Origin of the sequence: Kosakonia pseudosacchari (assembly GCF_900184035.1) — a bacterium.
GTDB lineage: Bacteria > Pseudomonadota > Gammaproteobacteria > Enterobacterales > Enterobacteriaceae > Kosakonia > Kosakonia pseudosacchari.
On sequence record NZ_FXWP01000006.1, the window covers coordinates 69061 to 80911 of the forward strand.

Annotated in this window: 10 protein-coding genes; 7 read left to right on the top strand and 3 right to left on the bottom strand. The window is 54.8% G+C overall.

The genetic code is table 11. From position 1 onward, the window contains the following. Positions 1-7: 7 nt before the first annotated feature. Complete coding sequence (gene tatD, locus BN2591_RS01590) at positions 8-790, top strand: 3'-5' ssDNA/RNA exonuclease TatD (RefSeq protein WP_086868507.1); 783 nt, start codon at positions 8-10, stop codon at positions 788-790. 8 nt (positions 791-798) lie between these two features. Here the strand turns inward: tatD and rfaH are convergent, their stop codons facing one another. Next, entirely contained in the window at positions 799-1287 is a 489-nt protein-coding gene (rfaH, locus tag BN2591_RS01595) for a transcription/translation regulatory transformer protein RfaH (RefSeq protein WP_086868509.1), read from the bottom strand. A 170-nt stretch (positions 1288-1457) separates the two neighbouring features. Between rfaH and ubiD the strand changes: the two genes are divergently transcribed. Beyond that, positions 1458-2966 (top strand): 4-hydroxy-3-polyprenylbenzoate decarboxylase, encoded by a 1509-nt coding sequence (gene ubiD, locus BN2591_RS01600; protein WP_162494937.1) that lies wholly within the window; start codon positions 1458-1460, stop codon positions 2964-2966. Further along, positions 2963-3664 carry an NAD(P)H-flavin reductase gene (gene fre / locus BN2591_RS01605; RefSeq protein WP_086868513.1) on the top strand — a complete coding sequence of 234 codons (702 nt, stop codon included), beginning with the start codon at positions 2963-2965 and terminating at the stop codon, positions 3662-3664. The genes ubiD and fre overlap by 4 nt, the downstream gene beginning before the upstream one ends. 463 nt (positions 3665-4127) lie before the next feature. Here fre and fadA read toward each other — a convergent pair whose 3' ends face one another. Both fadA and fadB read right to left on the bottom strand, forming a co-directional pair. Continuing rightward, positions 4128-5291, bottom strand: a complete 1164-nt coding sequence (gene fadA / locus BN2591_RS01615; protein WP_086868517.1) for an acetyl-CoA C-acyltransferase FadA — start codon at positions 5289-5291, stop codon at positions 4128-4130. A 9-nt stretch (positions 5292-5300) separates the two neighbouring features. After that, positions 5301-7490 (bottom strand): fatty acid oxidation complex subunit alpha FadB, encoded by a 2190-nt coding sequence (gene fadB / locus BN2591_RS01620; protein ID WP_086868519.1) that lies wholly within the window; start codon positions 7488-7490, stop codon positions 5301-5303. Between the two features lie 189 nt (positions 7491-7679). On the opposite strand from fadB, the gene pepQ reads away from it, so the two are divergent. Genes pepQ through hemG form a run of 4 tightly spaced genes read left to right on the top strand, consistent with a single transcriptional unit; the run spans position 7680 to position 11672 of the window. Continuing rightward, complete coding sequence (pepQ, locus tag BN2591_RS01625; RefSeq protein WP_086868522.1) at positions 7680-9011, top strand: Xaa-Pro dipeptidase; 1332 nt, start codon at positions 7680-7682, stop codon at positions 9009-9011. Then, a complete protein-coding gene (locus BN2591_RS01630) occupies positions 9011-9625 on the top strand; it encodes an IMPACT family protein (RefSeq protein WP_020456049.1) in 615 nt (204 codons plus the stop codon). The genes pepQ and BN2591_RS01630 overlap by 1 nt, the downstream gene beginning before the upstream one ends. Positions 9626-9666: 41 nt before the next feature. Beyond that, complete coding sequence (gene trkH / locus BN2591_RS01635) at positions 9667-11118, top strand: Trk system potassium transporter TrkH (protein ID WP_020456050.1); 1452 nt, start codon at positions 9667-9669, stop codon at positions 11116-11118. Positions 11119-11129: 11 nt separating this feature from the next. Beyond that, positions 11130-11672, top strand: coding sequence for a menaquinone-dependent protoporphyrinogen IX dehydrogenase (gene hemG / locus BN2591_RS01640; RefSeq protein WP_086868525.1), 543 nt, complete (start codon positions 11130-11132; stop codon positions 11670-11672). Positions 11673-11851: the final 179 nt, after the last annotated feature.

Here is an 11851-nt window from a genome sequence, read left to right on the forward strand (position 1 = left end):
ATAAAGTATGTTTGATATCGGTGTGAATTTAACCAGCAGCCAGTTTGCTAAAGACCGGGATGACACCGTGGCGCGTGCGCAAGCGGCGGGCGTGACAGGTATGCTCATTACCGGAACCAATCTGCATGAAAGCCAGCAGGCACAGCAACTCGCTCAACGCTATCGTCATTGCTGGTCCACTGCCGGCGTGCATCCGCATGACAGCAGTTGCTGGGCCGATGAAACCGCAGAAGCGATCCGCACGCTGGCTGCTACAGCGGAAGTCGTTGCCGTGGGTGAATGCGGGCTGGATTTCAACCGCAATTTTTCGACGCCGCAGGAGCAGGAGTACGCTTTCGACGCGCAATTGGCGCTGGCCGCCGAGCTCAACATGCCGGTGTTTTTGCATTGCCGCGATGCGCATGAGCGCTTTCTGACGCTGCTGGATCCGTGGCTGGATAAGTTGCCCGGCGCGGTGCTGCACTGTTTCACCGGTTCAGCGCAGGAAGCGCGAGATTGTCTCGATCGCGGTATCTACTTAGGCATTACTGGCTGGGTATGCGATGAACGTCGCGGGCTGGAGTTACGTGAGGTGGTTCCACTGATCCCCGCCGAGCGGCTATTGATTGAAACCGATGCGCCGTACTTACTGCCGCGCGATATCAAACCAAAGCCTGCGTCGCGGCGTAATGAACCGGCCCTGTTAGGGCATATTCTTGCCGCCGTAGCTGAGCTTCGTGGTGAAGATGCACAGTGGCTGGGTTCGGTAACGGATCAGAACGTGCGGCGGTTATTCGGCGTGGATTTTTAACGCGCCGCTCACGCCTTGCGAAAATCGGTGTTCTTGACGCTTTGCAGTACCTGCTTGTTAAGCAGGTGGAGTAAGAGCATAGAGCGCGCTTCGCCGTCCGGCTCTTTAAAGATTGCCTGCAACCCTTCAAGTGCGCCCTCGGTGATCACCACATCATCGCCTGGATAAGGCGTGTCAGGGTCGGTAATCCCTTCTGGCTGATAAAGCGAAAGTTGCTGAATGACGGATTGCGGAACGGTTGCCGGGTGCATGCCAAAGCGGACGAAATGGCTGACGCCGCGCGTGGCGTTGATCGTGGTGGTATGAATCACCTCAGGATCAAACTCCACAAACAAATAGTTCGGGAAAAGAGGTTCGTTCACTGTTGTGCGTTTGCCGCGCACTATTTTTTCCAGCGCAATCATAGGCGTCAGACAGCTGACCGCCTGGCGTTCTAAGTGTTCCTGGGCGCGCTGGAGCTGGCCACGTTTGCAGTAAAGTAGATACCAGGATCGCATAATGACTCTTTTCCGTAAGTTCGGGCGCAAGAATATCAAAACCGCAGCATGATGGCTAAGTTGATTATAACCTGCGCCTAAAGATGTCGTTGTAATTCACGCAGATTTAACAAAAATACAGCAACCGCCGGACGAACACCGTATAATAAGCCCCTTACCTGGAGGCGATAATAGACCGCATGAAATACAACGACCTACGCGACTTCCTTACGCTACTTGAGCAGCAGGGCGAGCTGAAACGCATCACTCTTCCGGTTGACCCCTATCTGGAAATGACGGAAATAGCCGATCGCACGTTGCGTGCGGGTGGCCCGGCGTTGTTATTTGAAAATCCCAAAGGTTACACCATGCCGGTGTTGTGCAACTTATTTGGCACGCCGCGCCGCGTGGCGCTGGGCATGGGGCAAGAAGATGTCAGCGCGTTGCGGGACGTGGGCAAATTGCTGGCGTTTCTCAAAGAGCCGGAGCCGCCAAAAGGTTTCCGCGATCTGTTCGATAAACTGCCGCAATTTAAGCAAGTGCTGAACATGCCGACAAAACGCCTGCGCGCAGCCCCTTGCCAGCAAAAAGTGATGCAGGGTGATGACGTCGATCTGCGCAACATCCCGATTATGCAGTGCTGGCCGGAAGACGCCGCGCCGCTGATCACCTGGGGGCTGACGGTGACGCGTGGCCCGCATAAAGAGCGGCAGAACCTGGGTATTTATCGCCAACAGCTGATCGGTAAAAACAAATTAATCATGCGCTGGCTCTCCCATCGCGGCGGCGCGCTCGATTTTCAGGAGTGGCAGGCGGCGCATCCTGGCGAGCGTTTCCCGGTTGCTGTGGCGCTGGGTGCCGATCCGGCAACCATTCTCGGCGCGGTAACGCCAGTGCCGGATACGCTTTCAGAATATGCCTTCGCCGGGTTATTGCGCGGTACAAAAACCGAAGTGGTGAAGTGCGTATCAAGCGATCTGGAAGTTCCGGCCAGTGCAGAAATCGTGCTGGAAGGCTATATTGAGCCCGGTGAGATGGCGCCGGAAGGGCCGTATGGCGATCACACCGGTTATTACAATGAAGTTGATAATTTCCCGGTGTTTACGGTTACTCATATTACGCAGCGCGAAGATGCGATTTACCACTCTACCTATACTGGCCGTCCGCCAGATGAGCCGGCAGTGCTGGGCGTGGCGCTAAACGAAGTGTTCGTGCCGATCCTGCAAAAGCAGTTCCCGGAAATCGTTGATTTTTACCTGCCGCCGGAAGGGTGCTCTTATCGCCTGGCGGTAGTCACCATGAAGAAACAGTATCCCGGTCACGCCAAGCGCGTAATGATGGGCGTCTGGTCTTTCCTGCGTCAGTTTATGTACACCAAATTTGTGATCGTGTGCGATGACGATGTGAATGCCCGCGACTGGAATGACGTTATTTGGGCGATTACCACCCGAATGGATCCTGCGAGGGATACGGTTCTGGTGGAAAACACGCCGATTGATTATCTGGATTTTGCCTCGCCGGTTTCCGGACTGGGCTCCAAAATGGGACTGGATGCCACCAATAAATGGCCGGGTGAGACCCAGCGTGAATGGGGCCGCCCCATCAAGAAAGACCCGGAAGTGACGGCAAGAATCGACGCCATCTGGGATGAACTGGCCATACTGAACGACGAAAATAGACCCGACAGAGAGAGCGCATGACAACCTTAAGCTGTAAAGTGACCTCGGTAGAGGCCATCACTGATACCGTATATCGTGTCCGTTTAGTGCCGGAGGCGGCTTTTTCATTCCGCGCGGGCCAGTATCTGATGGTGGTGATGGATGAGCGAGACAAGCGCCCGTTCTCTATGGCCTCGACGCCGGATCAGCATGATTTTATCGAACTGCATATTGGCGCGTCTGAGCTGAATCTCTACGCCATGGCGGTGATGGATCGCATTCTGAAAGACCGGGAAATCGTTATCGATATTCCGCACGGCGATGCCTGGCTGCGTGACGATGAAGAGCGTCCGATGGTGCTGATTGCTGGTGGTACCGGCTTCTCCTATGTCCGCTCTATTTTGCTGACCTCTCTGGCGCAAAATCCGAATCGTGAAATCACGATTTACTGGGGTGGTCGCGAAGAGAAGCATCTCTACGATTTAAGCGAGCTGGAAGCGTTGTCGGTGGATCATCCGAATCTGCGTGTGGTACCCGTCGTTGAGCAGCCGGAAGCGGACTGGCGCGGCCGCTCAGGCACCGTGCTGGCTGCGGTGTTGCAGGATTTCGGTTCGCTGGCCGAGCACGACATTTATATTGCAGGCCGTTTCGAGATGGCGAAAATCGCCCGCGATCTGTTCTGTAATGAGCGCGGTGCGCGTGAAGATCGCCTGTTTGGCGATGCATTTGCGTTTATCTAAGCCTGTCTTCGTTTTTGTCACTCTGGCCGCGTTGGTTGGCTTCATTCTCCCCGGTCACATAGTTCGCTATGCTGCCGGGGATTGATTTATTGCCGCCTTGAACGGTCACCAGCGGCTTTGCTATCGCTCTCTCTGCCGTGGCTGCCTGCCAAATAACAGAAATAAAAAACCCGCCCCTGACAGGCGGGAAGAACGGCAACTAAACCTTCTCTTTACCTTGACGCCATCGCGGTGTTGGCTACTTTCGCTCACCCCGGTTACATACCACTATGCTGCGGGGTATTCACTCATTCGCCGCCTTGCTCTGGCACCAATGGCTTGACAGACCTTTTCTCTTTGCCCTAATCGCCATCAGCACTGCTGGCTGCTTTTGCTCACCCCGGCTGCGCGCCAGGGATCCGCTCTGTTGCCGCCTTGCTCTGGCGTTCATGGTATTGAGATAGCACTTTTCCTGCCTGAAGCGCTAAACGCGTTCAAACACCGTGGCGATCCCCTGACCTAACCCGATGCACATGGTCGCCAGACCAAATTGTGCGTCTTTGCGTTCCATCAGGTTCAGCAGCGTGGTACTGATACGTGTTCCGGAGCAGCCCAGCGGGTGACCAAGCGCAATCGCGCCGCCGTTGAGGTTGATCTTCTCATCGATCTGCTCCATAAGGCCCAGATCTTTAATACACGGCAGGATCTGGGCGGCAAAGGCTTCATTCATCTCAAACAGATCGATATCACTGGCGGTCAATCCGGCTTTTTTCAGCGCCAGTTGAGAAGCCGGAACCGGGCCATAGCCCATGATCGACGGATCGCAGCCAACAACCGCCATCGAACGAATACGCGCGCGCGGCTTCAGACCCAGCTCACGGGCGCGGCTTTCGCTCATCACCAGCATTGCCGATGCGCCGTCTGACAGCGCCGAAGAGGTGCCAGCGGTAACGGTGCCGCTGACCGGATCAAAGGCCGGGCGCAGCGTTGATAGCGCTTCAACCGTGGTTTCCGGGCGGATCACTTCGTCATAGGTAAACTGTTTCAGTACGCCGTCCGCATCATGACCGCCGGTAGGGATGATCTCGGCTTTGAAGGCACCGGATTGCGTCGCGGCCCAGGCGCGAGCATGGGAGCGAGCGGCGAAGGCATCCTGCATTTCACGGCTGATGCCGTGCATGCGCGATAACATTTCAGCGGTCAGCCCCATCATTCCCGCCGCTTTTGCGACGTTACGGCTCATACCCGGATGGAAATCCACGCCGTGGCTCATCGGTACATGACCCATATGTTCTACGCCGCCGACCATACAGACCTGCGCATCGCCGGTCATGATCATGCGTGCCGCGTCGTGCAACGCCTGCATTGAGGAGCCGCACAGACGGTTAACCGTTACGGCGGGTACAGAATGTGGGATCTCAGCCAGCAGCGCGGCGTTACGGGCAATGTTAAAACCCTGCTCCAGCGTCTGCTGCACACAGCCCCAGTAAATGTCGTCGATAGCGTTTGCGTCCAGCGCCGGGTTACGCGCCAGCAGGCTGCGCATCAGGTGAGCGGAAAGATCTTCTGCCCGAACATTGCGAAATGCGCCGCCTTTTGAACGGCCCATCGGGGTGCGAATCGCATCGACAATGACAACGTGTTCCATTGTGACTCCTTAAGCCGTTTTCAAATCGCCCACCGGGCGCGCAGGTTCAACCGCAGGATAGTAAGGTTCGTTGTGGCGCGCTTTTTCACGCAGCCCGGCCGGGACTTCATACAGCGGGCCAAGATGTTGATAATGCTGCGCCATATCGAGGTATTTCGCGCTGCCGAGTGTATCCAGCCAGCGGAACGCGCCGCCGTGGAACGGAGGGAAGCCCAGGCCGTAAACCAGCGCCATATCCGCTTCCGCAGGGCTGGCGATGATGCCTTCTTCAAGGCAACGCACCACTTCGTTGACCATCGGGATCATCATACGGGCGATAATTTCATCGTCGCTGAAATCCTGTTTGCCTTTGCTGACTTCCGCCAGCATGGCGTCCACGGCGCTGTCTTCTTCTTTCTTCGGTTTGCCTTTGCTGTCTTCTTTATAGCGCCAGAAACCGAGGCCGTTTTTCTGCCCAAAGCGATTTGCATCAAACAGGGCGTCAATCGCATCGCGATAATCTTTCTGCATCCGCTGCGGGAATCCAGCCGCCATCACGGCCTGCGCATGATGCGCGGTGTCAATGCCGACGACATCGAGCAGATAAGCCGGGCCCATCGGCCAGCCAAACTGTTTTTCCATCACTTTGTCGACTTTGCGGAAATCCGCGCCGTCGCGCAGTAACTGGCTAAAACCGGCGAAATAGGGGAACAGCACGCGGTTTACAAAGAAGCCGGGGCAGTCATTGACCACAATCGGCGTTTTGCCCATTTTGCTCGCCCAGGCCACCACTTTCGCGATGGTCTCATCGGAGGTTTTCTCGCCACGGATCACTTCAACCAGCGGCATCCGGTGTACCGGGTTAAAGAAGTGCATACCGCAGAAATTCTCCGGACGCTTCAGCACGCTTGCCAGTTCGCTGATAGGAATCGTCGAGGTGTTAGAGGCCAACACGGTATCGGCGCGAACCTTGTCTTCTGTTTCTGCCAGTACCGCTTTTTTCACTTTCGGGTTTTCAACGACCGCTTCCACCACCACATCGACACGCTCAAAACCAGCGTATTCCAGCGTCGGCTGAATAGTGGCAATCACGTTCGCCAGCTTCAGACCATCAATCTTGCCGCGTTCAAGCTGCTTATTCAGTAACTTGCCCGCTTCATTAATGCCAAGCGCGAGAGATTTCTCATTGATATCTTTCATTAATACCGGCACGCCTTTCCAGGCCGACTGGTAAGCGATACCGCCGCCCATAATGCCCGCGCCCAGCACAGCGGCATGTTTTGGCGTTTCAGTCTCTTTGGTGAGTTTCTTCGCTTTGCCTTTCACATACTGGTCATTCAGGAAAATCCCGACCAGCGCGCGGGCTTCATTGGTATGCGCGAGCGGAACAAAGCTCTGGTTTTCCAGCTTCAGCGCTTCCTCGCGGCCAAATCGGGCGGCGGCTTCAATGGTTTTTACCGCCGTGATCGGTGCCGGATAGTGTTTTCCGGCCGTTTGCATCACCATGCCTTTGGCGATGGTAAAGCTCATGGCGGCTTCAATTTTACTCAGCTTCAATGGCTCCAGCTTCGGCTGGCGTTTGGCTTTCCAGTCGAGATCGCCATTAATCGCCTGACGCAGGATCGCCACCGCGCCGTCGCGCAGTTTCTCCGGTTTGACGATGCCATCAACCAGGCCGATTTTCAGCGCTTGTTCCGCGCCGACATCTTTCCCGGCGGCAATGATCTCCAGTGCGCTATCGGCACCCAGCAAACGTGGCATACGCACCGAGCCGCCAAAGCCCGGCATGATGCCGAGTTTGGTTTCCGGCAGGCCAATGCGCAGATCCGGTGTGGCTAAGCGGTAGTCTGTCGCCAGTACACATTCGCAGCCACCGCCGAGGGCATAGCCATTCACGGCGGAGATCGTCGGAACGGGCAGATCTTCCAGACGATTAAAGACGCTGTTAGCAAAGTGCAGCCATTGGCTCAACTGTTCTTCTGGCACCAGGAACAGGGAGAGGAATTCGGTGATATCGGCGCCAACAATAAAGGCCGCTTTTTCTGAACGCAGCAGCAGCCCTTTTAAATCTGGTTGCTTTTCCAGCGCGCCCAGCGCTTCGCCAAGGCTGGCGACCGTGGCGGTATCAAGCTTGTTAACTGAGCCAGGCGCATCGAACACCAGTTCTGCGATGCCGTCTTCCAGCCAGTCGAGGTACAGGTTATTGCCTTTGTAGAGCATGTCAGTCTCCTGAATCCAGCGGTGATCTGGTCGTACCAGATGAAGCGGAGTGTGGTTTTTATGTTAATAAAATGCAAATAACTCATTAAAAAAATGCAGCGCCGATCACGCTCGGCGGAAATCACTCAGTTGCGGGCAGGTGTGCTAAGATGCGAAAACTTGAGGTCACAAGAAACAGAAGGAAAAACGATGGACTCACTGGCTGAACTTTATAAAAATCATATTGTTACTTTGCAGGAACGCACGCGTGATGTGCTGGCGCGGTTTAAACTCGACGCGTTACTTATTCACTCCGGCGAGTTGTTTAACGTCTTTCTTGATGACCATCCTTATCCGTTTAAAGTGAACCCGCAATTTAAGGCCTGGGTACCGGTAACACAGGTGCCGAACTGCTGGCTGCTGGTGGATGGCGTGAATAAACCGAAGTTGTGGTTTTACTTGCCGGTTGACTACTGGCATAACGTGGAACCGTTGCCGACCAGTTTCTGGACCGAAGAAATTGACGTTATTGCATTGCCGAAAGCGGACGGCATTGGCAGCCAACTGCCAGCCGCGCGCGGCAACATCGCTTATATTGGACCTGTTGCGGAACGTGCGTTGAGCCTTGATATCGCGGCAAACAATATCAACCCGAAAGGGGTGATCGATTATCTGCATTATTACCGCGCGTATAAAACCGATTATGAACTGGCGTGTATGCGTGAAGCGCAGAAGACGGCGGTGATTGGTCATCGCGCAGCGCATGAAGCCTTCCAGTCAGGCATGAGCGAGTTCGACATCAACCTCGCCTATCTGACTGCCACTGGCCATCGCGATACAGACGTACCTTATGGCAACATTGTGGCGCTGAACGAACACGCCGCTGTGCTGCATTACACGAAGCTTGATCACCGTGCGCCGGCGGAAATGCGCAGTTTCTTGCTGGATGCTGGTGCGGAGTACAACGGCTATGCCGCTGATCTGACGCGTACTTGGGCGGCGAACAGCGATACCGATTACGCGCAACTGGTGAAAGACGTTAATGATGAGCAACTGGCGCTGATTGCCACCATGAAAGCGGGTGTCAATTACGTGGAGTACCATGTGCAGTTCCATCAGCGTATCGCGAAGCTATTACGTCGCCACCAAATCATCACCGATATCAGTGAAGAAGCTATGGTTGAGGAGGACATTACCGGGCCGTTTATGCCGCACGGTATTGGTCACCCGCTGGGCTTGCAAGTGCATGACGTCGCCGGTTTTATGCAAGATGACAGCGGTACGCATCTGGCTGCGCCATCAAAATACCCCTATTTGCGTTGCACGCGTGTGATGGAACCGCGCATGGTGCTGACCATCGAGCCGGGTATCTACTTTATTGAGTCGCTGTTAGCGCCGTGGCGCGATGGCCCGCTCAGTAAGCACTTTAACTGGCAAAAAATTGATGCGCTGAAACCGTTTGGCGGCATTCGTATTGAAGATAACGTGGTTATCCACGAAAACGGCATTGAAAACATGACGCGGGACCAGAAGCTGGCGTAATGGAGAGCTGGCTGATCCCGGCGGCACCGGTCACCTTTAGCGAGGAGATCAAAAAGAGCCGCTTTATTACGCTGCTGGCGCATACAGACGGTGTCGATGCGGCAAAAGCGTTTGTCGACGCCGTTCGGGCGGAACATCCGGACGCGCGTCACCACTGTGTAGCGTGGGTCGCAGGTGCGCCGGATGATTCGCAGCAGCTAGGCTTTTCTGATGATGGCGAACCGGCGGGCACGGCGGGTAAACCGATACTCTCGCAGTTAATGGGCAGCGGTATCGGCGAAATTACCGCCGTGGTGGTCCGTTATTATGGCGGCGTGCTGCTGGGAACCGGTGGACTGGTGAAAGCTTACGGTGGCGGTGTGCAGCAGGCGTTAAGCCTGTTAACCACCGTCCGCAAAATGCCATTAACCGAATATACTTTGTGGTGCGATTACGCACAGCTCGCCGGAGTTGAAACGCTGCTTGGGCAATTTGAGGGGAAAATTGTCGCAAGCGAGTATCAGGCTTCCGTACATCTGCGAGTGGCGCTTCCTCACAGCAGACTGGACGCATTTTCAGCAAGGCTTGCTGATTTTAGTCGTGGCGCATTGCAATTGTTAAAAACTGAAGAATAATCCCCCACCTGATTTTCTGAACACCTAAGGAAGCGGCAGAGATGCAATTTCGCGCCATAACCCGAATCGTTGGACTGCTGGTTATCCTCTTTTCCGGAACGATGATCTTACCCGGACTGGTAGCCCTTATTTACCGCGATGGTGCGGGTCGTGCATTTACCCAGACCTTTTTCGCTGCGCTGGTGATTGGCTCCATCCTGTGGTGGCCAAACCGTCGGGAGAAAAAGGAACTGAAATCCCGCGAAGGATTTTTGATCGTCGTGCTGTTCTGGACCGTGCTGGGAAGTGTGGGTGCGCTGCCGTTTATTTTCTCGGAAAGCCCGAACCTGACGGTGACCGACGCCTTTTTTGAATCCTTCTCTGGCCTGACGACCACGGGGGCGACCACGCTGGTGGGGCTGGACTCGTTGCCGCATGCCATTCTTTTCTACCGTCAGATGCTGCAATGGTTCGGCGGGATGGGGATCATTGTCCTGGCGGTCGCGATACTGCCGATTCTGGGCGTGGGGGGGATGCAGCTCTACCGCGCGGAGATGCCCGGGCCGCTGAAAGATAACAAAATGCGTCCGCGTATTGCCGAAACGGCGAAAACGCTGTGGCTTATCTATGTATTGCTGACCGTGGCTTGCGCGCTGGCGCTGTGGTTTGCCGGGATGCCCGCGTTTGACGCCATCGGGCATAGCTTCGCGACCATCGCCATTGGCGGCTTCTCGACACATGATGCCAGCGTGGGTTACTTCAATAGCCCAACTATCAACACCATCATTGCTATTTTCTTACTGATATCCGGCTGTAACTACGGCCTGCACTTCTCTTTACTGAGTGGGCGCAGCCTGAAAGTTTACTGGCGCGATCCTGAATTCAGAATGTTTATTGGCGTGCAACTGACGCTGGTGGTGATCTGCACCGTGGTGCTGTGGTTCCACGACGTTTACAGCTCTGCGGTGACGACGGTGAACCAGGCCTTCTTCCAGGTGGTATCGATGGCAACCACTGCCGGGTTTACTACCGACAGTATTGCGCGTTGGCCGCTGTTCTTGCCGGTGCTGCTATTGTGTTCGGCGTTTATTGGTGGCTGTGCGGGTTCTACCGGTGGTGGTTTGAAAGTGATCCGCATATTGCTGCTGTTCAAACAGGGTAACCGTGAGCTGAAACGTCTGGTGCACCCGAATGCGGTTTACAGCATCAAGCTTGGGAATCGCGCATTGCCGGAACGTATTCTTGAAGCGGTATGGGGGTTTTTCTCTGCCTATGCGCTGGTGTTTATTGTCAGCATGCTGGCGATTATCGCCACGGGCGTAGATGACTTTTCTGCTTTTGCTTCTGTTGTCGCCACGCTGAATAACCTGGGGCCGGGGTTGGGCGTCGTTGCTGATAACTTCGCGAGTATGAACCCGGTGGCGAAGTGGATCCTCATCGCGAATATGCTGTTTGGTCGCCTTGAAGTCTTCACATTGTTGGTACTGTTTACCCCAACTTTCTGGCGCGAATAAGGGAGTGTGACGTGAAAACATTGATTCTATTTTCGACCCGGGATGGGCAAACAAGGGAAATCGCCTCTTATCTGGCGTCCGAGCTGAAAGAGCTCGGTATTTATGCGGATGTGGTGAACCTGAACCGTACGCCAGAGATTGAATGGGATAACTATGAGCGCGTGGTCATTGGCGCGTCTATCCGTTACGGCCATTTCCACCCGGCGCTGGCGAGCTTCGTGAAAAAGCATCTGCAGCAGTTGAATGCGCTACCGAGCGCGTTCTACTCCGTTAACCTTGTTGCGCGTAAGCCTGAGAAAAGTTCTCCGCAAACTAATAGCTATACGCGCAAATTTTTACTCTCTTCGCCGTGGCAGCCAGATCAATGCGCGGTATTTGCCGGTGCGCTGCGTTATCCCCATTATCGTTGGTATGACCGCTTGATGATTCAACTGATTATGAAGATGACCGGTGGCGAAACGGATCCCACCAAGGAAGTTGTTTATACCGACTGGCAGCATGTGGCGAATTTTGCCCGCGAAATCGCTCAATTAAAGTGCAAATCGGCCGATTAGCGGCCGTTGCGACTGAAAATTAAGCGAACGAAAACTTTTTTTAAATTTATGCTTGTCAGCGGGAATTAACGCCCTATAATGCGCCACCACTGACACGGCACAACGGCAAATACACCGGCCTGTCAGGTGAAGAAATCTGAAAATAAACAGTTGACTTCACGGCGGGAAAGCGTAGTATA

Bases quoted from the DNA above. Each gene is read 5' to 3' on its own strand.
- fadA (WP_086868517.1), bottom strand. From the start codon at position 5,291: ATGGAACACGTTGTCATTGTCGATGCGATTCGCACCCCGATGGGCCGT.
- fadB (WP_086868519.1), bottom strand. From the start codon at position 7,490: ATGCTCTACAAAGGCAATAACCTGTACCTCGACTGGCTGGAAGACGGC.
- tatD (WP_086868507.1), top strand. From the start codon at position 8: ATGTTTGATATCGGTGTGAATTTAACCAGCAGCCAGTTTGCTAAAGAC.
- pepQ (WP_086868522.1), top strand. From the start codon at position 7,680: ATGGACTCACTGGCTGAACTTTATAAAAATCATATTGTTACTTTGCAG.
- rfaH (WP_086868509.1), bottom strand. From the start codon at position 1,287: ATGCGATCCTGGTATCTACTTTACTGCAAACGTGGCCAGCTCCAGCGC.
- trkH (WP_020456050.1), top strand. From the start codon at position 9,667: ATGCAATTTCGCGCCATAACCCGAATCGTTGGACTGCTGGTTATCCTC.
- fre (WP_086868513.1), top strand. From the start codon at position 2,963: ATGACAACCTTAAGCTGTAAAGTGACCTCGGTAGAGGCCATCACTGAT.
- BN2591_RS01630 (WP_020456049.1), top strand. From the start codon at position 9,011: ATGGAGAGCTGGCTGATCCCGGCGGCACCGGTCACCTTTAGCGAGGAG.